Here is a 24,791-nt window from a genome sequence, read left to right on the forward strand (position 1 = left end):
CGGTGGGCGTGCACGCTGTCATGCACGATCAGGTTGATGGCTGCCGAGTTGCCGAGGAAGGCATCGTGGCTTTCGCCCACGGGCGGCGACACGTTGTAGTGCAGGTTGCCGTCGCCGAGATGGCCGAAGGTGACCATGCGCGCGCCGGGGAAGGCATGCTGGATCAGGGCGTCGGTGGTGTCGATGAAGTCGGCGATGCGCGAGATCGGCACGGCGATGTCGTGCTTGATGTTCTTGCCATCGTCGACCTGGGCGAGCGGGATATGTTCGCGCAGGTTCCAGAAGTCGCGTGACTGCTGCACGGATTCGGCGACTACCGCGTCTTGCACCACGCCGGCTTCGAAGGCAGTTTCCATCAGCGCTTCGAAGATCGCGCGCGCATGGTCTTCGCTTTCGTTGTCGGACAGTTCCAGCAGCACGACTTGGGGGTGCGGGCGGTCGAACGGATAGCGCAGTTGCGGGTAATGCGTGGTGACCAGCGACAGGCACCGCTCGGACATCAGCTCGAAGCCGGTCAGCATGGCGCCTGCGCGCTGCTGGGCGATGGCCAGCAGGGCCAGCGCAGCGCGCGGGTTGGCCACGGCTGCCAGCGCGGTGACGCGAGCGCGCGGCAGCGGGTAGAGCTTCATCACAGCGGCGGTGATGATGCCGAGCGTGCCTTCCGCCCCGATGAACAGGTCGCGCAGGTCGTAGCCGGTGTTGTCCTTGCGCAGGCCGCGCAGGCCGTCCCAGATCTCGCCGGCAGGCGTTACCACCTCCAGCCCCAGGCAAAGCTCACGCGTATTGCCATAGCGCAGCACGGCGGTGCCGCCCGCGTTGGTGGAGAGGTTGCCGCCGATGGTGCAGCTGCCTTCCGCGGCCAGGCTCAGCGGGAACAGCCGCCCGTGCTCGCGCGCGGTGTCCTGCAACTGCTGCAGGATCACGCCGGCTTCCACGGTGATGGTGTTGTTGAGCGGGTCCACCTGCCGCACGCGGTTCAGGCGTTGCAGCGAAATCACCACCGAAGCCTGGTCCGCCTGCGGCGTGGCGCCGCCGCATAGCCCCGTATTGCCGCCTTGCGGCACCACGGCGAGCTTGTGTGCGTGGCAGGCGTGCACGGCGGCGGCGACTTCCTCCGCCGAGCCCGGCCGCAGCACCGCCACTGCCTCGCCCGTGTAGCGCTTGCGCCAGTCGGTCAGGTAGGGGGCTTGATCGGCGGCGTCGGTCAGCACGTGCTGCTCACCGAGCGCGGCGCGGCACAGGGCAAGGAAGGAATCGAGGTGCGAGGCGTTCATGGCGGTGGGTCCGGGAGGGCGGCCGCTGTGAGGGCGGCCGCGCTGAGATGGATCGGTGCGGGCTGATGGCAAGCTCGCCGGCGTGGTCATTTGCCGGGCTTGGCCGGCTGCAGGGCCTTGGCGCGGCGCTTGTAAGGGCGCAGGTAGAGGATGGTGCCGAAGAAGAACAGCAGCGTTAGCGCCACCTCGGTCCACGCCAGCGTGGAAGATGGGGCGCGGTCGCTGGTGGCACGCACGATGCCTTCGGTGAAGAACAGCAGGATCAGCATCGACGACCACTGCATGGTGTAGCGGTTGCGGGTCAGCACGCCGCGCAGCGGCAGCAGCAGGGGCAGGAACTTGAGGATCAGCCAGGAGCCGCCCGGACGCAGCGGCGCCAGGAACCATTCCCAGGCGATGCACAGCACGATCAGCGCAATCAAGCTGCCGGCGCTCAGGCGCCACAGGGCGGCATTGTGCAGCGCGCCGTCGCTGGCGTTGGCGGCGGACGGGGCCGTGGCGTGCGACGCGTCCGGGACTTTCGGGGCGGCGCTCATGCGCGGCTCCCGCCAGCCAGGCGCAGCGCAGTCTCGGCCAGGCGCTTGCCCATGGCGCGCGCGAGCGCGGCTTCCTCCTCGGACACCGGCGCGCTGTTGTCCACGCGCGCGTGGTGGCTTGGGCCGTAGGGCGTGCCGCCACCGGTGGTGGTCATCAGCGCGCTTTCCGAATAAGGCAGGCCCATGACCAGCATGCCGTGATGCAGCAGGGGCAACATCATGGACAGCAAGGTGGTTTCCTGGCCCCCGTGCAGGCTGCCGGTGGCGGTGAACACACAGGCGGGCTTGCCGGTGAGGGCGCCGGACAGCCACTGGGCCACCGTGCCATCGAGGAAGTACTTCATCGGCGCGGCCATGTTGCCGAAGCGCGTGGGGCTACCCAGGGCCAGGCCCGCGCATTCCTCGAGGTCGCGCAGTTCCGCGTAGGGCGGGCCTTGCGGGGGGATATCCGGGGCGGTGGCTTCGCTCACCGTCGAGACCGGCGGCACCGTGCGCAGGCGCGCCTGGGCGCCGGGCACGCTGTCGATGCCGGTGGCGATGAGTTCGGCCAGCTTGCGGGTGCTGCCGTGGCGGCTGTAGTAGAGGACTAGGAGTTCGGTCATGGACGGGGCTACGGCGCCTGACGGTGTAACCGGGGAGGCGCCAGGATGGAGCGGTCCCGGGAGGCAGGCCGGGTTTGTGCCTTGCGCGGCGCGCGAGGGCAATGCGCGTATTATAGTTGCGGCCTCGCCACGGAATCCCGGTAAGGAGTTTGCCCCCGCATGTTTGCCGCCCGCATCGTTCGCCTGCGCAGGGAATGGAATCTGCAAAAACTACGCGCGCTCACGCGCTACGCGCTGCGCCGCGCTGGCGAAGGCCGCTTGCCGCAGGTCGCGGCCAGCCTGACATTCACCACGGTACTGGCGGTGGTGCCGGTGCTGACGGTGGCCTTCGCCTTGCTGGCGGCCTTCCCGGTGTTCCGCGAGTTTCGCAGCGCGACCGAATCCTTCCTGTTCCAGAACCTGATTCCTGGCAACGTCAGTAATTCCATCACCAGCTACCTTGGCCAGTTCGCCAAGAATGCCAAGGGCCTGACGGCGGTGGGCCTGGGTGGCTTGATGGTGACTTCGGTGCTCACCATGCTGACGGTGGAGGACGCGCTCAATGCGATCTGGCGGGTCAAGCAGCGCCGCCCGCTGGCGCAGCGCGTGCTGGTGTTCTGGGCCGTGTTGACGCTGGGCCCCGTGCTGATCGGTGCCAGCCTGTCGATCAGCTCCTACCTGATCTCGGTCTCGGCTGGTTATGTCGGCACCATGCCGTTTGGGCTGGGGCTGGTGGTCGGCCTGACGCCGGTGCTGCTGTCGGCGGTCGCTTTTGCCTTCCTCTACACGGCCGTGCCCAACGCCAACGTGGAGTGGCGCGACGCGATCGCCGCCGGGCTGGTGGCAGCGCTGGCCTTCGAGCTGGCCAAACGCGGCTTCGGCTACTTCGTCACCCATATCCCGACTTACACCGCGGTCTACGGCACCTTTGCCGCGCTGCCGATCTTCCTGCTGTGGATCTACCTGAGCTGGCTGGTGACGCTGCTGGGTGCCACCATCGCCGCCAATCTGCCGGTGATCCGGCAGGGCTACTGGCGCCGCCGCACCTTTGCCGGCAGCGAGTTCTTCGACGCGCTGGGCGTGCTCTACCTGCTCTATCGGGCGCGGGACGAAGTGCCGCGCAGCGTCGGCGAGCTCGACCTGGGGCGCAAGCTGCGGGTGGAGGCGGACTACCTGGCTGGCCTGCTCGGCAAGCTCAAGGGGATGCATCTGGTCGGCAGGCTGGCGCAGGATCGCGGCCAGGCGCACTGGGCGCTGCTGTGCGATCCGGGCCAGGTGACGCTGCGCACGCTGCACGACCGGCTGGTGCTGAACCTGCCGCGCCTGCCGCGCACGGCGCTGGCGCAGCAACTCCAGGGCGCCGATGCGCTCAAGCAGGTGCTGGACAACCCGCGCCTGGACCAGCCGCTGGAGGCCGTGTTCCGGCGCCAGCAACAGGATCAACAGGCGCAAGCGCAGGCCGGGCCGGCCGCCCAGGAACGCCCCGCCGATCCCGCGCGGCGCACCCTGGAGGTGGTGCCGCCCGGCTGGCACGGCCAGGTCTGAAGGCCGCGCGGGCCTAGAAGGGAATCCTGCCGCGCCAGATATCGCCGTACATCACCCAGTCGCCCATCAGGCTGTAGAGCGGATGGCGGAAGGTGGCGGGCCGGTTTTTCTCGAAGCCGAAATGGCCGACCCAGGCGAAGGCATAGCCGGACACTGCGGCCGCTGCCAGCCACCACCAGTTGCCGCTGAGCAGCAGTGCAAGCAGGCACAGCAATGCCACGGTGGAACCAGCGAAATGCAGGCGGCGGCAGGTGGGGTTGCGGTGCTCGTTCAGGTAGAAGGGGTAGAAGGCGGCGAAATTCTCGAACTCACGGGGGTGGGCCTGGGGCATGGCGGGGGCCTGTGGGGTGTTCGGGGGCTTTTAGTTTAGGTGGGGGGGGACTGTCACTGCAACTGCTTAACGTCAAAGGCAACTGCAGTTTCGCCACCCCTGCGGGGCGGCGACCTACTTTCTTGTCTTGCCAAGAAAGTAGGCAAAGAAGGCGCGCCGGTGTACGGCCTGGGCACACCTTGACGGCTCACTTCGCATCGCGCTTGGGTGTTTCCCGCCCCTTAGGGCGGGAAACACGGCTACCACAGTTGGTTGATCTTGCCGCTGGTTGGCTCCCCTCTCCCACAAGTGGGAGAGGGGCCGGGGGAGAGGGCGGGCGCTCGCTACGCCGCCGCCTTCAAGCTGCCGCTACCACTTTGCGCGCAAACGCCGCCAGCGCGTCCAGTACCTCATCCGGCCTTTCCCCCATCAGCGCGTGCCCGCAGGGCACCGTGACCGTGCTGGCCGATGCCATCCTGGCGGCGAGCGCCTGGGCGGCCTTGGGCGAGGTCATCATGTCCTTGCTGCCGCTGATGAACAGGGCGGGGCAGCGCACGGCGGCCACCGCGGCGTCGCCGTTGGCGTAGGCGTTGCAGGCGGAGAAGTCGTTGTGGAAGACGTGGCCTTCAGGGTTGCGTTGTGCCACGCGTTCCATCAGGCGCTGGCTGCCGCCTTGCATCCACGAGCCCGGTCCCGGCGAGGAGGGCTTGTTGGCGAGGCTGGAGTGAGACCACGCGTTGACCATGGCGATGGCCTGGTCCACGCGGTTGAGCGAGGCGTCGAGCAGGGCGTCGGCAACCTTCATCGGATAGGCCGTGGCAAGCAGGGCGATGCCGCGCACCGCGTCAGGGTGGCGGGCGGCCGTTTCCAGGGCGATCAGCGAGCCCATGCTGTGCCCGAAGACCAGCGCGGGGGCGCTTACTCCGGCCGCGCGCACCAGTTCGATCACCCAGTCGGCCATGGCCTCGACCGTCTTGAGGGGCATGCCCTCGCTGCGGTTGTGGCCGGGCAGGTCCACCGCCAGCACGCTGAAGCCGTGATTGGCGAACCAGCGCGTCTGCAGGGCCCAGACGCTGTGGTCGTTCTGCGCGCCGTGCACGAACACGGCACAGGGCAGGGCGGGGTCGAAGGGTTTGCCGCCGGTGTAGGCGTAGGCCTTTTGGCCTGCGATCGTCAGTTCCATCAGGCTTGCCCTCCCTTGGCGCTCATGGCCTTCTCGGCTGCCTTGAGGCCGCGCTTGAGGTCGTCGATGAGGTCGTCCGGGTCTTCCAGTCCGACCGATAGACGGATGGTGCCTTCGCTGATGCCGGCGGCCTGCAGCGCCGCGGCGTCCATGCGGAAGTGGGTGGTGGAGGCCGGGTGGATCACCAGCGAGCGGGCATCGCCCACATTGGCCAGGTGCGAGAACAGCGCCAGGCTTTCGATGAAGCGCTGGCCCGCGGCACGGTTGCCCTTGAGGTTGAAGCTGAACACGGCGCCCGCGCCGCGCGGCAGCAGGCGCTTGGCGAGTTCGTAGTCCGGGTGGGATTCCAGCTCCGGATAGGCGACCGACTCGACCATCGGGTGCGACACCAGGAACTGCACCACGCGGCGCGCGTTGTCCACATGGCGGGCCATGCGCAGCGGCAGCGTCTCGATGCCCTGGAGCAGTTGCCAGGCGGCCATCGGGCTCAGGCAGGCGCCGAAGTCGCGCAGGCCTTCGCGGCGCGCGCGCAGCAGGAACGGCGCCACCGTGCTCTCCTCGGTGAAGACCATGTTGTGGAAGCCAGCATAGGGTTCCGACAGCTCCGGGAAGCGCCCGGAGGCTTCGAAGTCGAAGGTGCCGCCTTCCGCCAGCACGCCGCCGATGGTGGTGCCATGGCCGCCCAGGAACTTGGTGGCCGAGTGATAGAGCAGGCCGGCGCCCAGGTCGAAGGGCTTGAGCAGGTAGGGCGTGGTGAAGGTGGAGTCGACCAGCAGCGGGATACCGTTGTCCTGGCCGAGCTGCGCCAGGGTCGGGATGTCGAGCACGTCCAGCCCGGGGTTGCCCAGGGTCTCGCCGAACAGCAGCTTGGTCTCGGGCCGGATGGCAGCGCGCCAGGCGTCGATGTCGCGCGCCTGCACGAAGGTGGTCTCGATGCCGAAGCGGCGCAGCGTGTAGTGCAGCAGGTTGTGCGAGCCGCCATACAGGGCGCTGGACGCCACGATGTGCGAGCCCGCGCCCATCAGCGTCGCCACCGCCAGATGCAGCGCGGCCTGGCCCGAAGCCACGCCGATCGCGCCGGCGCCGTTCTCCAGGGCGGCGATGCGCTCCTCGAAGACGGCGACCGTCGGATTGGAGATGCGGGAGTAGACGTGGCCCGCGCGTTCCATATTGAACAGCGAGGCGGCGTGCTCGCTGTCTTTAAAGACGAAGGATGTCGTCAGGTGGATGGGCGTGGCCCGCGCCCCCGTGGCGGGGTCGGGAGCGGCGCCAGCATGCAGCGCCAGGGTGTCGAAACGGGTACCGGACATGGCTTCAAGGGCTAGAGTTGTCTCCGGATCGCATCGTAGCATCCGCTGCTGCCGGGGGCACGGCAAATAGCCTTGGCGGCCCCGGCGGCGGCCCGTGCTTTACTTGGGCGGCTGGTTTCGGCTAGGATCGGCGCATCAGGCCATGCCGGCGGCGGCAGGTAATAAACAGCAAAACAGCAGATTCAGAGAAGCGGAGACCATCATGAAAGTCAGCGACATCCTGCAGATCAAGGGCAACACGCTCTATACGGTGAAGCCGGAAACGTCACTGCTGCTGGCGGTCAACATCATGGCAGAGCACGATATCGGCTCGCTGGTGGTGATGGAATACGGCGACCTGGTCGGCATGCTGACCTTCCGCGAGATCATCAAGACGCTCTCCGCCAACGGGGGCAACGTCGGCACCACCAGCCTGCGCAAGGTCATGGACGACGCGCCGCTGACCTGCACCATGGAGACGGACGTCAATGAAGTCCGCCGCATGATGCTGGAGCGCCACACCCGTTACCTGCCGGTGCTGGACAACCGGACGCTGATGGGCGTGATTTCGTTTTACGACGTGGCCAAGGCCGTGGTGGAAGAGCAGAGCTTCGAGAACCGCATGCTCAAGGCCTACATCCGCGATTGGCCGGAAGAAAAGAGCGATTGAGCCGCCCATGGCGCGAGAGGCGCCACATAGCGGCGGCCGGGTTGGGCCGATCGAGGCGCTGCGGGCTGTGCACCCTCCTGGGGCGCGCCCATAGTCCGTACAAGTGGTAAATGCCGCGCAACGACGCGGCATCTTTTTGAGCCGACTGCGACATGAGCGCTACATGAGCCAACAAAACCAATTCCGTCTGCTCCGCACGCGCCGCTTCGCGCCCTTCTTCTGGACCCAGTTCCTGGGCGCCATGAACGACAACCTGTTCAAGGTCGCCTTCACCTCGCTGGTCACCTACCATACGGCCCTGTTCGACGGTGTTGACGCCAAGAGCGCGGCGTTCCTGATCTCAGCCATCTTTATCGCACCGTTCGTGCTGTTCTCGGCCACCAGCGGCCAGATCGCCGACAAGATCGAGAAGTCCCGGCTGATCCGGCTGGTGAAGACGCTGGAAATCGCCATCATGCTGCTGGGGCTGGCGGGTTTTGCCATGCACAGCGCCCCCTTGCTCTACACGGGCACCTTCCTGATGGGGTTGCACTCGACGCTGTTTGGCCCGGTCAAGTTCGCTTACCTGCCGCAGCACCTGGACGAGACCGAGCTGGTGGGCGGCAACGGCCTGGTGGAGATGGGCACCTTCGTGGCCATCCTGCTCGGTACCCTGCTTGGCGGCGAACTGGCCGGCCTGACCCATGGCGAGAAGATCGTGGGGCCGTTCTATGTCGGCGCAGCTTGCGTGGTGCTGGCGCTGGCCGGCCGCATGGTGTCCGCGCGCGTGCCGGACTCGCCGGCGCCGCAACCTGACCTGCGCATCAACTGGAACCCGTTTACCGAGACCTGGCGTAACCTCAAGCTGGCGCGCACCGACCGCACGGTGTTCCTGAGCTTGCTGGGGATTTCCTGGCTCTGGTTTTTGGGCGCGACCTTCCTCACCTCGTTTTTCAGCTTTGCCAAGGACGTGCTGGGCGGCGACCAGAACGTGGTGACGCTGCTGCTGGCGGTGTTCTCGCTGGGCATCGGCACCGGCTCGCTGCTGTGCGAGCGGCTGTCCGGTCGGCATGTCGAGATCGGCCTGGTGCCGTTCGGCTCGATTGGCATGACGGTGTTCGCGGTCGACCTGTTCTTTGCCAGCAACGGCGAGCAGCACAGCGAACTGTCCGGGCTGGCCGGCTTTGCCGCCGACCCGCGCCACTGGCGCGTGCTGATCGACCTGTTCCTGCTGGCGATGTTCGGCGGCTTCTACAGCGTGCCGCTGTACGCGCTGATCCAGAGTCGCTGCGCGCCGACGCACCGGGCCCGCATCATCGCCGCCAACAACATCCTCAACAGCTTCTTCATGATCGGCTCCTCGCTGCTGGCGGTGGTGCTGACCCAGGCCGGCTTCAGCATTCCGCAGCTGTTCCTGGTGGTGGGGCTGCTCAACGCGATGGTTGCCATCTACATCTACTCGCTGGTGCCGGAGTTCCTGCTGCGCTTCATTGCCTGGATCCTGGTGCATACGGTGTATCGCCTGAAGCGCGTCAACGCCGAGCACATTCCGGCCGAGGGCGCGGCGGTGCTGGTGTGCAACCACGTCAGCTTTGCCGATGCGGTGGTGCTGATGGCCGCCAGCCCGCGGCCGGTGCGCTTCTTGATGGATCACCGCATCTTCAAGGTGCCGCTGATGTCGTGGTTCTTCCGCCAGGCCAAGGCGATCCCGATCGCGCCGGCGCACGAGGACCCGGTCATGCTGGAGCGTGCCTACGACGAAGTCGCGCGGGCGCTGGCCGGCGGCGACCTGGTCTGCATCTTCCCGGAGGGCAAGATCACGGCCACCGGCGAGCTCAATCCTTTCAAGCAGGGCGTGCAGCAGATCATCCGGCGCACCCCCGTGCCGGTCGTGCCGATGGCGCTGCGCGGGCTGTGGGGCAGCTTTTTCTCCCGCAAGGGCGGCAATGCCATGTCCCGGCCATTCCGGCGCGGCATCCTGAATCGGCTGGAACTGGTCGTGGGCGACCCGATCGCGCCGGAACTGGCCACGCCGGAGGGCTTGCAGCAGGTGGTGCAGGGCTTGCGCGGCGAGTGGCGCTAACGATAAGCGGGAGGCGGCAACCATGATCACGCTTTACACCTTCGGGCCGGCCTTCGGCCTGCCAGACGCCAGCCCTTTCGTCACCAAGGCCGACATGCTGCTCAAGCTCGCGGGACTGCCGTATCGCGCCGCGCAGGGCGGCCTGCGGCGCGCGCCCAAGGGCAAGCTGCCCTATCTCGACGACGAGGGCCGCGTGGTGGCGGACTCCACGCTGATCCGCTGGCACCTGGAGAAGACCTACCACATCGACTTCGATGAAGGGCTGACGCGGTCCCAGCGTGGCACGGCCTGGGCGGTCGAGAAGATGCTGGAAGATAACTTCTACTGGGCTGTGGCCGATGCGCGCTGGAACCACGACGCCAATTTTGCCCGGGGCCCGGCGACGTTCTTCCGCGCCGTGCCCTGGCCGGTGCGCGGGCTGGCGATGCGTTTTGTGCGCTCGAAGATCCGCCGCATCCTGTGGACGCAGGGGCTCGGGCGCCATAGCCCGGCCGATCTGGCCGCGATAGCCAGCCGCGATGTGGCGGCCGTGGCCGATGTGCTGGGTGGCCAGCCCTACCTGATGGGCGACAAGCCTTGCGGCGCCGACGCCACGGTCTTCGCCTTCATGGCCGGCGCGCTGTGCCCGCTGTTCGACACGCCGATCCGCACCGCCGCCGAATCCCACCCCAGCCTGGTGGCCTACGTGGCGCGGATGCGGGAGCGCTTCTATCCGGACCTGCAGGCGGCGCCCGCGCCCTGAGCGCGAGCCGGGGAGGGCCGCAAGGGCGGCAAAAGCCTTACAATGTAGCCCGTTCCCCAATTCTCACGCCCTGCGCGGCCTCCCATCATGTCCGGCAATACTCTCGGCCTGCTCTTCACTGTCACCACTTTCGGCGAATCGCACGGGCCGGCCATCGGCGCGGTGGTGGATGGCTGTCCGCCGGGCATGTCCCTGACCGAGGCCGACATCCAGCTGGACCTGGATCGCCGCAAGCCCGGCACCTCGCGCCACGTCACGCAGCGCCAGGAGCCCGACCAGGTCGAGATCCTGTCCGGCGTGTTCGAGGGCAAGACCACCGGCACGCCGATCTGCCTGCTGATCCGCAACACCGACCAACGCAGCAAGGACTACGGCAATATCGTCGAGACCTTCCGCCCGGGCCACGCCGACTACACCTACTGGCAGAAGTACGGCATCCGCGACTATCGCGGCGGCGGCCGCTCGTCGGCCCGCCTGACGGCACCGGTGGTGGCAGCGGCGGCCGTGGCCAGGAAGTGGCTGCGCGAGCAGTATGGCACCGAGATCCGGGGCTATATGTCGCAGCTGGGCGAAGTCCGCGTGCCGTTCGTGGACTGGGCGGAAGTGCCGGAGAATCCCTTCTTTGCCCCCAATGCGGAGATCGTGCCGGAGCTGGAAACCTATATGGACGCGCTGCGCCGCGACGGCGACTCCGTCGGCGCGCGCATCGAGGTGGTGGCGAGCCATGTGCCGGTGGGCCTGGGCGAGCCGCTGTTCGACAAGCTCGATGCCGATATCGCGCATGCCATGATGGGCATCAACGCCGTCAAGGGCGTGGAGATCGGCGCGGGGTTTGAGAGCGTGAGCCAGCGTGGCAGCGTGCATGGCGACTCGCTCAGCGCCGAAGGCTTCCGTGGCAATAACGCCGGCGGTGTGCTTGGCGGCATCTCGACCGGCCAGGACGTCACCGTCTCGCTGGCAATCAAGCCCACCTCCAGCATCCGCACCCCGCGCGAATCCATCGACAAGGCAGGCCAGCCCGCCACGGTGGAAACCTTCGGCCGCCACGATCCCTGCGTGGGCATCCGCGCCACCCCCATCGCCGAAGCCATGCTGGCGCTGGTGCTGATGGACCATGCGCTGCGCCACCGTGCCCAGTGCGGCGACGTCAAGGTCGATACCCCGCGCATTCCCGCCCAGTCGCCGCAGTCCGGCCCGTCGCGCTGAGTTGGCGCAGGCGGAACAACACGCCCGCGCCGCGGGTGCCGGGCGCGTCTCCGAGACGCGCTTTGGCCTGTTTTATCTTGGCTACTACGGCTACGTCGGCGTCATCTCCCCCTATGTGAGCCTGTTCTTCGCCGGGCGCGGTTTCTCCCCGGTGCAGATCGGCGTGCTGATGGCCTGCTTCCAGGTCAGCCGCATCGTCGGCCCGTATTTCTGGGGCTGGCTGTCCGACGTGATGCATACCCGCGTGCGCCTGCTGCGCCTGGCCGCCGTGACATCCTTGCTGGCGTTCCTGATGGTGCCCGGCGTCACCAGCTACGGCGCAATGATGGCGATGATGATCGGGCTGAACCTGATCACCAGCGCCATGTCTCCGCTGGGCGACGCGCTCACCATCTCCACGCTGCGCCGCTACGGCGCCTTCGATTACCGCTACGGGCGCATCCGCATGTTCGGCTCGGCCGGCTTTATCGCGGCCGTGCTGATGGGTGGGGCGCTGTTCGAGCACTACGGCATGGAGGTGTTCCCGTGGCTGGCGAGCGCCATGCTGGCGCTGTTCCTGGTGGTGGTGTTCGGCATGCGCGATGCGCCCGAGGACGGGCCGCGCGTCAAGCCGCCGCCGGCGCTGCCGCTGCTGCGCCGTCCCGATGTGAGCTGGTTCTTCGGCTCGGCGTTCCTGATGATGTTCGCCCACGCCGCGCTGTACGTGTTCTATTCGCTGTACCTGGAGCAGCTTGGCTACAGCAAGTTCGCCATCGGCGTGATGTGGACCATCGGCGTGGTGGCCGAGATCGTTTTCTTCTTTTACCAGGGGCGGTTGTTCGCAAGCGTGCCTTTGCGCACCATCCTGGCCGGCACCTTCGTGCTGGCCGCGATCCGCTTTGGCCTGACCGGCTACTTCGCCCAATTGTCATGGCTGATGGCGCTGGTGCAGGTCCTGCACGCGGCCACCTTCGGCGCGCACCATAGCGCCAGCCTGAAACGCCTGCAGCGCTGGTTCGCGGGGCCCTTGCAGGGGCGTGGCCAGGCGCTTTACACCGGCCTTTCCTACGGCCTTGGCGGCACCTGCGGCGGGCTGGCGATGGGGTGGACCTGGAAGGCGCTCGGGCCCGCGCACACATTCGGGCTGGCGGCACTAGCGGCGGCGGGCGGCGCACTGTGCGCGTTCATGACGTTCCGTACGGAGGCGGCGTCCGACGCCAAGGCGGATGCCGCCACGGCCGGGCGCTGACGCGCGCCGGCATTTGGATCGTTCAGGGCTTCACAGCAGGCTTGCCACGTGCTCGGCCAGCGCCAGCGACGAGGTCAGCCCGGGCGACTCGATGCCGAACAGGTTGACCAGCCCCGGCACACCATGGGTGGCTGGGCCATCAATGCGGAAATCCGCCGCGGGCTCGCCCGGCCCGCTGATCTTGGGGCGGATGCCGGCATAACCCGGCTGCAGCGCGCCGTCGGCCAGTCCCGGCCAGTAATTGCGCACTTCACCGTAAAAGCTGTCGGCATCGGCCGGGTCCACGCCGTACTCGATCTCGTCGATCCAGCGCACATTGGGGCCGAAGCGCGCCTGGCCGCCCAGGTCGATCGTCAGGTGCACGCCCAGGCCGGCGGCCTCCGGCACCGGGTAGATCAGGCGCGAGAAGGGGGCGCGCCCGGCCAGTGTGAAGTAGCAGCCTTTGGCGTAGTACTGCGGTGGAATATGTGCGGCAGGCATGCCTTCGATGCTGCGCGCCAGCGCCGGCGCGGTCAGGCCGGCCGAGTTGATCACGGTGCGGGCCAGCAGCGTGGTGCCGTCCGCCTCGTCCTGGCTGCCCACGTCGAGGCGGATGCCATCCGGCATCACGGCGCCGCCGGCCACGGGCGACTGCACCGCCAGCATGGCGCCGGCGTTCTCGGCGTCGCCCAGCAAGGCCAGCATCAGGCCATGGCTGTCGACGATGCCGGTGGACGCAGAGAGCAGGGCGGCGCGGCATTGCAGGTTTGGCTCCAGCGCCTGCGCCTCGGCCTGGCTGAGCAACTGCAGGTCATGCACGCCATTGGCCGCGGCTTTGGCCCTGATGCCTTCCAGCGTGGCGACCTGGGCCTCGGTGGTGGCTACGATCAGCTTGCCGCAGCGCTGGTGCTGGATGTGGTGCGAGGCGCAGTAGTCGTACAGCATGGCCTTGCCGCGCACGCACATCGCGGCCTTGAGCGAGCCAGCCGGATAGTAGATGCCGGCGTGGATCACTTCGCTGTTGCGCGCGCTGGTGATGGTGCCGAAGGCGTTCTCGGCTTCCAGGATGATGACTTCGCGGCCCTGCATGGCCAGTTGTCTCGCCACGGCCAGGCCCACTACGCCCGCGCCGATTACCACGCAATCTACTTGTTCCATTGTCGTTCTCTGCTGATGCGGCCGGCGCCTGTCAGGCGGTACGTGCCGCGGGTCCCTGGATTGTGTTGTGCCGTGGATAGGCCCTGCGCTCTGCGCGCCAGGGCTTAACGCAAAGTCAGCCCCATGCGCTTGGCTGCCGCGCCGAGGTGCCTGCGTGCGGCCTGCCGCGCCGCGCTGGCGTTGCCGGCGGCAATGGCCTGCACCAGCGCGGTGTGCTCGCTATCCGCGCCCTGCGAGCCGCCGCGAAAGCGGGCGGCGTTTTCCCAGGCGGTTTGCCGCGCCGCCAGCATGTGCTGGCCAACAAAATCGGTCAGGCCGGTGAAGCAGGGGTTGTGCGCGGCCTGCGCGATGGCGTGGTGGAACGCCACGTCGGCGGCTGCGGCGCTGGTGAAATCTTCGGCGTGCTCGCGCATCGCGGCCAGCGCGGCGTGGATGGCTTGCAGGTCCTCGTCGGTGCGGCGCAGCGCGGCCATTTCGGCGCAGGCGCATTCCACCACCATGCGCAACTCGAATAGCTGGGCCGGGGTCGGACCGCCTTGCAGTTCGGGGGCCATGCGCCATACCTGCCCGCCGGGCGTGTCCGATACATAGGCACCCGAGCCTTTGCGCGTGACCAGCAGCCCGTCCGCCTTCAGTTGTGCAATGGCCTCCCGGACGATGGGGCGGCTCACGCCAAAGGTCTCGCTAAGGGCGGCTTCGGCCGGGAGCCGGGCGCCGGCGGCAAAGCGGCCCGCTGCGATGTCGGCGCGCAGGGCGTCGGCGATACGTGCGGCAAGCGAGGCGGGGCGGCTTAGGATGGTCATCGATTAATATGTAAGGCTGTCAGACAGATTGTGGCGAGATTTTGCGAGGAAAGCGAGACGGCGTCAAGGCATGCCTGCCCCCTTGGCTGTCCGATTGTTCTCAAGGTTTTCCAGGAATGTGCCGATAGCAAACTGGATGGGATGCGCTATTCACTTGGTACATCGCGGCGCCTTGAGGCAGCCGCGCCAGCCGCTCTGTGCACTGAGCGCCTCGCTAGGTGGTGGCCGGGACGACCGTTTCTGCGTTCCCGTAGCCGCCGTTGGATCTGCCACGCCCGCTGCCCGGGCGTTCACCGGTGCTAACCATGATTGCACTCACCCCTAACGATCTCCCCGTCGGCCAGCCTTTGCCTTGGTCCTTGCTGGACGAGGCAGGCAATCTCGTGCTCGGCAGCGGCAGCGTGATTCCCGAGGACCGCGACGTCGCCCTGGTGTTTCGCCATGGCACTGTGTGCCGGCCGGAGGACGAGCCGGGCGAACCGGGCGAGCCGATGGACAGCGGGCGGCTGGCCAGTGCGGGGCCGCTTGGCCTGCAGGTGGGCACGCTGCTGCAGGTCAAATCGCCGGGGCAGACCGGGCGCGCCGCGGCCAGCCGGCTGATCGGATTTGTCGAGCAGGGCCTGTTCGTGACCTGGCCGCAGCTCGGCGGGAAGGAACTGCAGCTCAAGCCCGGCGAGACGGTGTTGCTGCGCGGCTTTTCCGGTCACGCCATCCTCAGTTTCGAGTCGACGGTGACCGCCATCTGCCGCAGTCCATTCCGCTACCTGGTCTTGTCGGCGCCGGCCGAGCCGCAGCAGATGCCGGTGCGCAAGGCGACCCGCGTGCTGACGCGGCTGGCGGCTTACCTTGTGGATCCCGGCAGCACGGACGATGAGGCTGCGGCACAGCACCAGCCTGCCCGCCTGGTGTTGCTGACCGACCTGAGCACTGGCGGCGCGCAGATCCAGATCGCCGGCGCAGTGCCGGCGCCCGGTGCGCCGGTACGCTTGTGCTTCCATCTGCGCACCGCCGCGCTGGACAGCGAGATCATGGTCGACGGGGTGGTGCGCAACGCGTTGCCTGCCGAGGGCGATGTGGAGTTTCCCACGTTCGGCGTTGTGTTCGAAGCCCTAGGCGAGCGCGAGCTGACGCTGCTCCAGTGCTTTATCTATGAGCAGTTGCTGGCCAATGCCAGCATGCAGGTCACCGCCGCGTGAGAGGGGGCGGCGTTTGGAGTCATCCTGCTAACACGGATTCTTGCCCGAATCACGCTTCCCGTCTCTACTGTCCCCTGCGAGAAGATCCGGCACGGCATGCTGGCATTGTGGCGGGCCGGTATCCCGATTCCTGCCACAAGGAGACATCATGAAGCGTTTATCCCGCCTTGGCGCGCAATTGCGCGCGCCCATCCTGGCAGCCCTGCTAGCCATTGCCATGCCAGCCATGGCTGATATCGCGCAGGGCGGCAGCCAGGCGAGTGCTTTGTCGATGGACGAACGCGCGCTGGGACTGGAAGATTTTTCGAGTGGAACCAAGGCAGTTAGTGCCGACGCCGGTGCCGACGGCACACGCCTGCTGGTCGGGATGTCGCCCCTGGACGTGGCCTCGGCCACCGCCCTCGGCAAGCCGCGCGAGGCGGGCGGCATGACGGACGTGGTGCTGGCCCTGATCGACGGGATCGGGCAGGTGCCGCTTGCTGGCCCGGCACTCATCACGCTGATTGCGGGCGTGGCTGATGTGATTGGCTGGTATCAGAGCGTGGCCGACGACAAGCCGCTCTACCATGATTCACTGACGTCGCCCGCAACGTCGAGCCCGCAGGTCTGAGCCCAAAAAAAAACGGCACCGAACCCGGTGCCGTTGTTCTTGCCATGCGGCTAAGTTACATGCCCACGTAGTTCGGGCCGCCGCCGCCTTCCGGCGTCACCCATACGATATTCTGGGTGGGATCCTTGATGTCGCAGGTCTTGCAGTGCACGCAGTTCTGCGCGTTGATCTGCAGGCGTTCCTTGCCGTCGTCATTCTGCACGAACTCGTACACACCGGCTGGGCAGTAGCGGCTTTCGGGGCCGGCAAACTTGTCCCAGTTGACATTGACTGGGACGCTTGCGTCCTTGAGCGTCAAGTGGGCCGGCTGGTTTTCCTCATGGTTGGTGTTGCTGATGAACACCGAGCTGAGGCGATCGAAGGTGAGCTTGCCGTCCGGCTTCGGGTAAACGATCTGCGGGCACTCGGCGGCTGGCTTGAGGTAGACGTGGTCCGGCTTCTCGCGGTGGATGGTCCAGGGCGGGTTGCGGATGCCCAGCTTGGGCAGCAGCCATTGCTCGATGCCGGTCATCAGCGTGGCGGTGGTGCGGCCCTTCTTGAACCACTGCTTGAAGTTCTTTGCCTGCAGCAGTTCCTTGTGCAGCCAGCTGTTCTCGAAGGCGGTCGGGTAGGCCGTCAGTTCGTCGTGCTGGCGGTTGGCCTGCAGCGCATCATAGGCGGCTTCGGCGGCCATCATGCCGGTCTTGATGGCAGCGTGGCTGCCCTTGATGCGCGAGGCGTTCAGGTAACCGGCGTCGCAGCCGACCAGGGCGCCACCCGGGAACACGGTCTTGGGCAGCGACAGCAGGCCGCCGGCCGTAATGGCGCGCGCGCCGTAGCTGATGCGCTTGCCACCTTCGAAATACGTGCGGATTTCCGGGTGCGTCTTGAAGCGCTGGAACTCCTCGAACGGGGAAAGCCAGGGGTTGGTGTAGTCCAGGCCCACCACGAAGCCCACAGCGACCTTGTTGTCTTCCATGTGGTACAGGAAGGAGCCGCCGTAGGTGGCCGGGTCCAGCGGCCAGCCGGCGGTGTGCACCACCAGGCCTGGCTGGTGCTTGGCGGGATCGATCTCCCACAGCTCTTTCAGGCCGATACCGTAGCTTTGCGGATCCTTGCCGTCATCGAGCTTGTACTTGGCGATCAGCTGCTTGCCCAGGTGGCCGCGCGACCCTTCGGCGAAGATGGTGTACTTGGCGTGCAGTTCCATGCCGAGCTGGAAATTCTCGGTCGGCTCGCCTTCCTTGTTGATGCCCATGTTGCCGGTGGCCACGCCCTTGACCGAGCCGTCGTCGTTGTAGAGCACCTCGGCGGCCGGGAAGCCCGGGAAGATCTCGACGCCCAGGCCTTCGGCCTGTTGCCCCAGCCAGCGCGTGAAGTTGGACAGGCTGACGATGTAGTTGCCGTGGTTGTGGAAGCACTCCGGCAGCAGGGCGGACGGCGTGGCCTTGGAACCGGTTTCGTTGAGGAACAGGAACTTGTCTTCAGCGACCGGTTGGTTCAGCGGGGCGCCGAGTTCCTTCCAGTTGGGGATCAGCTCATTGAGCGCAACCGGGTCCATGATGGCGCCGGACAGGATGTGGGCGCCCGGCTCGGAGCCTTTTTCCAGCACGCAGACATTGACCTCGGTGCCTTTCTCCTGGGCGAGCTGCTTCAGGCGGATGGCGGTTGCCAGGCCGGCGGGGCCGCCGCCAACGATGACGACGTCGTATTCCATGGCCTCGCGGGGGCCGTACTGCTCCAGGAGCTGTTGCTGATTCATTGTCTCTAACCCTCTATTCTTGGCAACTTGCGCGCAATTGTGGGAAATGCCGTGTTCGGTGGTACCGGGGATGCGATGATCGGGCGGAACTTGGGGCAAGGGCGGGGCGGCGCACTCGCCAAATCGTGGCGGCCATGCGCGTTTTTCCTCTTTCCCTTTGTGGCCCGAGTTCTTAGAATCTCCGGCATTGTCCGGGACTCGCCATGGTCAGGCAAGATTTTTTTTGGAACGACCGTTCTTTTTTTTGATATGCTGCCTTCGGTTTCAGCAGGCAGATTTCGCGAGGAGCTCCCGTAGGCCGTGGCCATGGCAGGCGGCGCCGGGGGCTCCCGAACATAGAGGCCATTATGGGTTTGTCGATCAATCTGGAAGGCAAGGTCGCGCTGGTGACAGGCGCTTCGAGCGGTCTGGGCACGCGGTTTGCCCATGTCCTGGCGAGTGCCGGCGCCAAGGTCATCCTGGCGTCGCGGCGTACCGAGCGGCTCAAGGAGCTGCGTGCCGCGATCGAGGCCGAGGGCGGCAGCGCGCACGTGGTGCAGCTCGACGTGACCGACCACGACAGCGTGCGCTCCGCGGTGGCGCATGCCGAGACCGAGGCCGGGGCGATCGACATCCTGGTCAATAACTCGGGCGTCTCCACCACCCAGCGCCTGACCGACGTCACCCCCGACGACTTCGATTTCGTCTTCGACACCAATACCCGGGGCGCTTTCTTCGTGGCGCAGGAAGTGGCCAAGCGCATGATTGCGCGCGCCAAGGGCGCCGAGAAGAACGGCAATCCGCTGCCGCAGTCGCGTATCGTCAATATCGCGTCGGTCGCCGGGCTCAAGGTGCTCTCGCAAATCGGCGTGTACTGCATGAGCAAGGCCGCGGTGGTGCACATGACCAAGTCGATGGCGCTGGAGTGGGCGCGCCATGGCATCAACGTCAACGCCATCTGCCCCGGTTATATCGACACCGATATCAATCACCACCATTGGGACACCGACGCCGGCCAGAAGCTGGTCCAGATGCTGCCCCGCAAGCGCGTGGGCAAGCCCGAGGACCTGGACGGCCTGTTGTTGCTGCTGGCGTCCGACCAGTCGGCATTCATCAACGGCGCAATCATTACCGCCGACGACGGCATGGTATAGCCGCCAGAAGGGGCGGCGCGCGCTTGCGTGCGCCCGCCGGCAGGTTGGCCCTGGCCCGCGCCAAAAACGCCGGCGGGGCGTGCGATTCCCGGTCCCTGGGCTTATCCGGTCCCCTTGGGCACCCTGCGGAATCGATGGCCTGCCGGATTCCCACGGCCAGAAGATTGCCTGTTGGCGCGGCATGGAGCAAAAGTTCCCGCGCGCTCGGCAAGTCTTGGCATAATCCGCCATGTCTTGAGATTAAGTCTTTACATAATTCAAAGAGAAAATCCGTGCGCAGCCAGCGGCGCCGCGCGGACCGGACCGGAGGCCGGGGAGATGCAAGCAGATCGGGAGGGGCGGCGCGATGCCGACCCAAAACACGTCACGGCCATGCCGGATGAGACTGGCGCCAGCCAGCAAGGGGACAGCGGCTTCAAGGTATCGCCGCGAATTGAAGACTGGGTTGGCGTGATCGTCATGGTGCTGCTGGTGTGCATCACCTTCGCCAACGTGGTGGTCCGTTATTTCACCGATGAATCGTTTGCCTGGACCGAGGAATTCTCGGTCTTCCTGATGATCGTGCTGGCCCTGGTGGCAGGCAGCGCGGCCGTGGCGCGCGACCGCAATATCCGCATTGAATTCTTTTTCGATCGTGGCAGCGCGGCGCGGCAGCGGCGCCTGGCAGTGCTGTCGGCGGTGGCCGTTGCAGTCATGTTCATCGCGCTGGCGGTGCTGGGTGCTCGCGTGGCGTGGGACGAATACACGTTTGGTGAGACCTCGCCGGGCATTGGCGTGCCGAGCTGGTGGTACTCCGTCTGGCTGCCGGTGCTGTCCGCCGCCATCGCGCTGCGGGCGCTCGGCGTAGCGGTGCGCAACCTGCGCGCGCTCAAGGCCCTGCATGCCGAGCGCGTTGCCGGCGCAGCAGCTTCGGAGTCCACGCCATGACCCTCATTGCCATTATCCTGTTCGTGGTGTTCCTGGGCTTGATGATGCTGGGCGTGCCGATCGGCGTGTCGCTGGGGCTTGGCGGCCTGGTGGCGATCGGGCTGTCCAACGTGGACACCCAGATGTTCGGCCTGCTGGCCGTGCCGCAGAATTTCTACGCCGGCCTGGGCAAGTACCCGCTGCTGGCGATTCCGATGTTCGTGCTGGTCGGCTCGATCTTCGACCGTTCCGGCGTGGCGCAGCGGCTGGTGACCTTCGCCATTGCCATTGTCGGGCGCGGTCCGGGCATGCTGCCGCTGGTGGCCATCCTGGTTGCCATGTTCCTGGGCGGCATCTCCGGCTCCGGCCCGGCCAATGCGGCCGCGGTGGGTGGCGTGATGATTGCTGCGATGTCGCGGGCCGGCTATCCCGGCGCGTACAGCGCGGCCGTGGTCGGCGCTGCCGCCGCAACCGACATCCTGATTCCGCCGTCCGTTGCCTTCATCATCTACAGCGTGCTGGTGCCCGGCGCCTCGGTGCCGGCGCTGTTCGCCGCCGGCATGATCCCCGGCATCCTGGCCGGCGTGGCGCTGATCGTGCCGGCCGTCTGGCTGGCGCGCAAGCACAATATGGGCGCCATCGAGGCCGGCCTGCCGCGTCCCCCGTTCTGGAAGAGCCTGCGCGAAGCGGCCTGGGGCCTGGTCGCGCCGTTCCTGATCCTGGGCGGCATGCGCGCGGGCTGGTTCACGCCGACCGAAGCCGCCGTGGTGGCGGTGGTGTACGGCCTGTTCGTTGGCATGGTGATCTACCGCAGCATCGGCATGCGCGACCTGTTCGTGATCTTCCAGGAGGCGGCGGAGACTTCCGCGGTGATCCTGCTGGTGGTGGCGCTGGCCGGCATCTTTGCCTACGCGCTGTCCACGCTGGGCGTGATCGATCCGCTGGCCAATGCCATTGCGCATTCCGGGCTGGGCGAATACGGCGTGCTGGCGCTGATCGTAGCCTTGCTGATGACGGTGGGGATGTTCCTCGACGGCATCTCGATCTTCCTGATCTTCGTGCCGCTGCTGCTGCCGATCGCCAATGCCTTTCACTGGAACCCGGTTTGGTTCGGGGTGGTGCTGACGCTCAAGGTCGCGCTTGGCCAGTTCACGCCGCCGCTGGCGGTGAACCTGATGGTTTCGTGCCGGATCGCGCGCGTGCGCATGGAAGAGACCGTGCCCTGGGTGGTGTGGATGCTGCTGGCGATGTTCGTCGCCATGCTGCTGGTGCTGGCCTTCCCGCCGCTGGCGACCTGGTTGCCTGACTACCTGGGTTATTGAGTTATTCGAGGTGTTGACATTCTCGTTGCCCATAAGAAACACACAACAGATCCTGAGAGGAGAGAACGCATGAAACGTCGTGCCCTGATGCTGTCGCTGGCAGCCACCATCGCCGCTGCCGCCCTCGCGCCCGCTGGCGCCATGGCGCAGAGCTACAAAGCCGAGTACAAGATGTCGCTGGTGCTCGGCCCGGCCTTCCCGTGGGGAAAGGGCGGCGAGATCTGGGCCGACCTGGTGCGCCAGCGCACCAGCGGCCGCATCAACATCAAGCTGTACCCGGGTACCTCGCTGGTGGCCGGCGACCAGACCCGTGAGTTCTCGGCGATCCGCCAGGGCGTGATCGACATGGCGGTTGGCTCGACCATCAACTGGTCGCCGCAGGTCAAGGAGCTGAACCTGTTCTCGTTGCCGTTCCTGATGCCTGACTACAAGGCACTGGACGCCCTCACGCAAGGCGAGGTCGGCAAGTCGATCTTCGCGACCCTGGACAAGTCCGGTGTGGTGCCGCTGGCCTGGGGCGAGAACGGCTTTCGTGAAGTCTCCAACTCCAAGCGCGAAATCCGCAAGCCGGAAGACCTGAAAGGCATGAAGCTGCGTGTGGTGGGCTCGCCGCTGTATATCGAGACCTTCAACGCGCTCGGTGCCAACCCGACCCAGATGAGCTGGGCTGACGCGCAGCCGGCCATGGCCTCGGGCGCGGTGGATGGCCAGGAAAATCCGCAATCGGTGTTCGCCGCCGCCAAGCTCTACATGGTGGGCCAGAAGTACGTGACCACCTGGGGCTACGTGGCTGACCCGCTGATCTTCGTGGTCAACAAGCAGATCTGGGAAAGCTGGACGCCGGCCGACCGCGAGATCGTCAAGCAAGCCGCCATCGACGCCGGCAAGCAGGAAACGGCGCTGGCCCGCAAGGGCCTGGTCGAGGCGGGCGCACCGGCCTGGAAGGATATGGAGGCCCACGGTGTGAAGGTGGCGCAACTGACGCCGGCTGAGCACGATGCCTTCCGCAAGGCCACGGCCAAGGTCTATGACAAGTGGAAGAAGCAGATTGGCGTGGACCTCGTGAGCAAGGCAGAAACCTCGATCGCCAAGCGTTAAGCGGCGCGCAGTTGCAGTAGCGTGGGGTGGCGCCAACGCCTCCCCACGCGCCAGTGGGGCTGTTGCGGGAATGGCAACGCCAATCCCGCAATGGTTACAAAACGCGGTCCCTGCTGGGAAGCTTGTTACAATCCGCGGTCGGTGAGGTGCGCGCTGCGCATCATTGCCGTCGGGTAGTGCCGCATGATGCACCCCGATTTCCTGAACCGTATTTCGTCCCTGTCCCAGCCGGAACGCCATGTTGAATAATTCCTGCCGCGCCCCCTTGCTAGCCAGTCTGATTGGCCTGGCCTTGTCGCTGTCCGCCTCCGGTGTCGTGGCGGCGGCCGAGCCCGTGCCGATGTCGGTGGCCCCGGCGCCGCTGACCGCTTCGGGCAGCATGCCGCAGGCCTCGCCGGCTTCCCTGGGGTTGGTGTCGGAGCTGCAGAAGCGCCTGCGTGACAGGTCGGTGCGCGAGCTGCGCACCAGCTACAACGGCGACTACGGCACCACGCTGATGCTTGCTGACGATCAGGTGGTTTGCTATGTGGCGCTGTTTTACCAGAAGAATCTCTGGCGGGTTTTCCGCTTCGAATCGATTGGGGCGGCGGAACAGGCTTACCGCCAGGTAACGCAGCAGAGCGCGGTCTGGGCTGATGACGATATCCGCCGTCAGGTGCTGGCATCGCAAAAACGCGCGTTTGACAAGGCGCTGCAAGAAACTGAGGCGCGTGCCAATGCGCTCAATGAAGACGTGCGCGTGATGCAGGCGCAGCGCCAGCGTATCGCCGAAGAGCAGAAGGCGGCGCGCATCGAGGTGCAAAGCGCGGAAATCGAGAGCCGTGCCTCCCGTATCCGCCTGGAGCAGCTGCAGCAGCAGATCCGCCGCATGGAATCGTCCCTGACGGATTCCGGCCTCGCCATGCCCGGCGCGGCGGGCAGCGATCGCCCTGTGCGCCGCTAAGCCATCGTTCTCCTGGTTTTGCCTATCATGCCGGCGGCGTCCGTCGCCGGCATGAACTTGCCTCAACGTCTGAAGGCAGATTCGGATTGGTCCGAGATGAGCATGCTTGGCTGATCGAAGGCCAAGGCAGCCGTCCTCCCGATGTGCCGATGCGTGAACCGTCGCTTTCGCCGATGGAAGAGACCGGCTCCCGGTGTTACGCTCATGCGGATGAAACCCGTATTCACTCTGCGCATGCCCATCCGTTGGGGCGACATGGACGCCATGGGCCATGTCAACAACACGGTCTACTTCCGTTACCTGGAACAGGCGCGCATTGCCTGGTTCGAGTCGCTGGGACATGGCGGCAAGGACCCCAGCGGTTGCGGGCCAGTCATCATCAACGCCCACATGAGTTTCCTGAAGCAGTTGCGCTATCCCGGGGATATCGAGTGCCGGATGTTTGCGGGCGACCTGGGACGCACGAGCTTCGAGACCCGCATGGAGATCCGCCGCATCGACCAGCCGGACGTGGTGTACGCGCAAGGCGGCGCCAAGGTGGTCTGGTGCGACTACGAGGCCGAAAAATCAGTGCCCGTGCCGCCGGCAATCCGGGCGCTGATGATGGAGTAGGGCGCCGCCCTTAGTGGTTGACCAGGCGTTGCACCAGGTCGACCGAGGTATGGGCGCCGTACTTCTTCATCAGCCTGGCCCGGTAGATGTCCACCGTGCGGGGGCTGATGGAGAGCAGCTTGCCGATCTGCTTGCTGGTCTTGCCATCCACCAGTTGCGCGGCGATATCGCGTTCGCGCGCCGTCAGCTCGGCGGTGACCGGGCGCTTCTGCGATAGGTCTTCGAAGGTCCAGATGCCGGCGCCCAAGGGCTGCAGGCGGTCCAGCGAGCGCCCGGTGACGTGGCACCAGAACAGGTCGCCGCCGGCGCGCTTCATGATGCGCTCGTCGGAGTAGGAGCCTTTGGCGTTCATGATCGGCACGATGCGCGCGCCGGTACGCTCGAACTCGTCTGCGGTGGGATAGAGCACCTGGAACGATTCGCCGATCAGGGCGGCCCGGGTGGTGCCAAAGATGCGGCAGAGCTCGTCGTTGCAGTCCTCGATCATGCGCTCGCGCGACAGCACGAGGCCGACTGGGGCGAGCTGGAAGGCGGTCTGGTAGTCGATAGCGGGCATTTGCTTATGTAATTGTACGTATTGGCGCGGGATGCGACGCTTGCGTATGCTGTCGGACGGTTGGCAACTGGACGATCTCCGTCCGATTGTACCGTTACAATTTCCCTG

24 protein-coding genes are annotated in these 24,791 nt (G+C 66.4%); 14 read left to right on the plus strand and 10 right to left on the minus strand.

The window, feature by feature from the left end; all coding sequences use genetic code 11:
* From AC1RQC_RS25865 to wrbA, 3 genes are all read right to left on the minus strand, one after another.
* The coding region (locus tag AC1RQC_RS25865) for an FAD-binding oxidoreductase (protein ID WP_492885054.1) at nucleotides 1-1,274 on the minus strand (1,274 nt) is incomplete at its 3' end.
* A gap of 86 nt (nucleotides 1,275-1,360) precedes the next feature.
* Complete coding sequence (locus AC1RQC_RS25870) at nucleotides 1,361-1,810, minus strand: DUF2069 domain-containing protein (protein ID WP_492372626.1); 450 nt, start codon at nucleotides 1,808-1,810, stop codon at nucleotides 1,361-1,363.
* Entirely contained in the window at nucleotides 1,807-2,412 is a 606-nt protein-coding gene (gene wrbA, locus AC1RQC_RS25875) for an NAD(P)H:quinone oxidoreductase (RefSeq protein WP_043344989.1), read from the minus strand. The genes AC1RQC_RS25870 and wrbA overlap by 4 nt, the downstream gene beginning before the upstream one ends.
* Nucleotides 2,413-2,571: 159 nt before the next feature.
* Between wrbA and AC1RQC_RS25880 the strand changes: the two genes are divergently transcribed.
* Complete coding sequence (locus AC1RQC_RS25880; protein ID WP_492830876.1) at nucleotides 2,572-3,936, plus strand: YihY family inner membrane protein; 1,365 nt, start codon at nucleotides 2,572-2,574, stop codon at nucleotides 3,934-3,936.
* A gap of 13 nt (nucleotides 3,937-3,949) precedes the next feature.
* On the opposite strand, the gene AC1RQC_RS25885 is transcribed toward AC1RQC_RS25880, so the two are convergent.
* The 3 genes from AC1RQC_RS25885 to AC1RQC_RS25895 form a co-directional block, all read right to left on the minus strand.
* Entirely contained in the window at nucleotides 3,950-4,267 is a 318-nt protein-coding gene (locus AC1RQC_RS25885; RefSeq protein ID WP_043344994.1) for an Mpo1-like protein, read from the minus strand.
* Between the two features lie 337 nt (nucleotides 4,268-4,604).
* Nucleotides 4,605-5,429, minus strand: coding sequence for an alpha/beta fold hydrolase (locus tag AC1RQC_RS25890; protein WP_492885056.1), 825 nt, complete (start codon nucleotides 5,427-5,429; stop codon nucleotides 4,605-4,607).
* Nucleotides 5,429-6,739, minus strand: coding sequence for an O-acetylhomoserine aminocarboxypropyltransferase (locus tag AC1RQC_RS25895; RefSeq protein ID WP_183031501.1), 1,311 nt, complete (start codon nucleotides 6,737-6,739; stop codon nucleotides 5,429-5,431). The genes AC1RQC_RS25890 and AC1RQC_RS25895 overlap by 1 nt, the downstream gene beginning before the upstream one ends.
* A gap of 202 nt (nucleotides 6,740-6,941) precedes the next feature.
* On the opposite strand from AC1RQC_RS25895, the gene AC1RQC_RS25900 reads away from it, so the two are divergent.
* The 5 genes from AC1RQC_RS25900 (at nucleotide 6,942) to AC1RQC_RS25920 (ending at nucleotide 12,626) form a co-directional block, all read left to right on the plus strand.
* Nucleotides 6,942-7,388, plus strand: coding sequence for a CBS domain-containing protein (locus tag AC1RQC_RS25900; protein ID WP_174422769.1), 447 nt, complete (start codon nucleotides 6,942-6,944; stop codon nucleotides 7,386-7,388).
* 163 nt (nucleotides 7,389-7,551) lie between these two features.
* Nucleotides 7,552-9,450, plus strand: a complete 1,899-nt coding sequence (locus tag AC1RQC_RS25905; protein ID WP_492374747.1) for an MFS transporter — start codon at nucleotides 7,552-7,554, stop codon at nucleotides 9,448-9,450.
* Between the two features lie 22 nt (nucleotides 9,451-9,472).
* Entirely contained in the window at nucleotides 9,473-10,192 is a 720-nt protein-coding gene (locus AC1RQC_RS25910; protein ID WP_492374746.1) for a glutathione S-transferase C-terminal domain-containing protein, read from the plus strand.
* Between the two features lie 87 nt (nucleotides 10,193-10,279).
* Nucleotides 10,280-11,398 carry a chorismate synthase gene (gene aroC, locus AC1RQC_RS25915; RefSeq protein ID WP_492374745.1) on the plus strand — a complete coding sequence of 373 codons (1,119 nt, stop codon included), beginning with the start codon at nucleotides 10,280-10,282 and terminating at the stop codon, nucleotides 11,396-11,398.
* 1 nt (nucleotide 11,399) lies between these two features.
* Nucleotides 11,400-12,626 carry an MFS transporter gene (locus AC1RQC_RS25920; RefSeq protein WP_492807723.1) on the plus strand — a complete coding sequence of 409 codons (1,227 nt, stop codon included), beginning with the start codon at nucleotides 11,400-11,402 and terminating at the stop codon, nucleotides 12,624-12,626.
* A gap of 30 nt (nucleotides 12,627-12,656) precedes the next feature.
* On the opposite strand, the gene AC1RQC_RS25925 is transcribed toward AC1RQC_RS25920, so the two are convergent.
* Entirely contained in the window at nucleotides 12,657-13,763 is a 1,107-nt protein-coding gene (locus tag AC1RQC_RS25925; RefSeq protein ID WP_492374743.1) for an NAD(P)/FAD-dependent oxidoreductase, read from the minus strand.
* A 104-nt stretch (nucleotides 13,764-13,867) separates the two neighbouring features.
* Complete coding sequence (locus tag AC1RQC_RS25930; protein WP_492885058.1) at nucleotides 13,868-14,566, minus strand: FadR/GntR family transcriptional regulator; 699 nt, start codon at nucleotides 14,564-14,566, stop codon at nucleotides 13,868-13,870.
* Nucleotides 14,567-14,871: 305 nt separating this feature from the next.
* Here AC1RQC_RS25930 and AC1RQC_RS25935 point away from each other — a divergent pair, with 305 nt between their 5' ends.
* Nucleotides 14,872-15,762 carry a flagellar brake protein gene (locus AC1RQC_RS25935; protein WP_492374741.1) on the plus strand — a complete coding sequence of 297 codons (891 nt, stop codon included), beginning with the start codon at nucleotides 14,872-14,874 and terminating at the stop codon, nucleotides 15,760-15,762.
* A gap of 148 nt (nucleotides 15,763-15,910) precedes the next feature.
* Nucleotides 15,911-16,372 carry a hypothetical protein gene (locus AC1RQC_RS25940; RefSeq protein ID WP_492885060.1) on the plus strand — a complete coding sequence of 154 codons (462 nt, stop codon included), beginning with the start codon at nucleotides 15,911-15,913 and terminating at the stop codon, nucleotides 16,370-16,372.
* Nucleotides 16,373-16,427: 55 nt separating this feature from the next.
* Here the strand turns inward: AC1RQC_RS25940 and AC1RQC_RS25945 are convergent, their stop codons facing one another.
* Nucleotides 16,428-18,113 (minus strand): electron transfer flavoprotein-ubiquinone oxidoreductase, encoded by a 1,686-nt coding sequence (locus AC1RQC_RS25945; RefSeq protein WP_492374739.1) that lies wholly within the window; start codon nucleotides 18,111-18,113, stop codon nucleotides 16,428-16,430.
* Between the two features lie 347 nt (nucleotides 18,114-18,460).
* Between AC1RQC_RS25945 and AC1RQC_RS25950 the strand changes: the two genes are divergently transcribed.
* From AC1RQC_RS25950 to AC1RQC_RS25975, 6 genes are all read left to right on the plus strand, one after another.
* Nucleotides 18,461-19,246, plus strand: a complete 786-nt coding sequence (locus tag AC1RQC_RS25950; protein ID WP_043345010.1) for an SDR family oxidoreductase — start codon at nucleotides 18,461-18,463, stop codon at nucleotides 19,244-19,246.
* 318 nt (nucleotides 19,247-19,564) lie between these two features.
* Complete coding sequence (locus tag AC1RQC_RS25955) at nucleotides 19,565-20,173, plus strand: TRAP transporter small permease (RefSeq protein WP_492374738.1); 609 nt, start codon at nucleotides 19,565-19,567, stop codon at nucleotides 20,171-20,173.
* A complete protein-coding gene (locus tag AC1RQC_RS25960) occupies nucleotides 20,170-21,474 on the plus strand; it encodes a TRAP transporter large permease (RefSeq protein ID WP_492374737.1) in 1,305 nt (434 codons plus the stop codon). Before AC1RQC_RS25955 ends, AC1RQC_RS25960 begins: the two co-directional genes overlap by 4 nt.
* 69 nt (nucleotides 21,475-21,543) lie before the next feature.
* Nucleotides 21,544-22,572: a DctP family TRAP transporter solute-binding subunit gene (locus AC1RQC_RS25965; RefSeq protein WP_492885062.1), complete on the plus strand. Its 1,029-nt coding sequence runs from the start codon at nucleotides 21,544-21,546 to the stop codon at nucleotides 22,570-22,572.
* A 238-nt stretch (nucleotides 22,573-22,810) separates the two neighbouring features.
* A complete protein-coding gene (locus AC1RQC_RS25970; protein ID WP_174422757.1) occupies nucleotides 22,811-23,515 on the plus strand; it encodes a DUF2968 domain-containing protein in 705 nt (234 codons plus the stop codon).
* 210 nt (nucleotides 23,516-23,725) lie between these two features.
* A complete protein-coding gene (locus tag AC1RQC_RS25975; protein WP_492374735.1) occupies nucleotides 23,726-24,127 on the plus strand; it encodes an acyl-CoA thioesterase in 402 nt (133 codons plus the stop codon).
* Nucleotides 24,128-24,137: 10 nt separating this feature from the next.
* On the opposite strand, the gene AC1RQC_RS25980 is transcribed toward AC1RQC_RS25975, so the two are convergent.
* Complete coding sequence (locus tag AC1RQC_RS25980) at nucleotides 24,138-24,683, minus strand: PAS domain-containing protein (RefSeq protein WP_492374734.1); 546 nt, start codon at nucleotides 24,681-24,683, stop codon at nucleotides 24,138-24,140.
* Nucleotides 24,684-24,791 lie beyond the last annotated feature (108 nt).

This window comes from Cupriavidus sp. GW822-FHT03E04 (assembly GCF_058801495.1).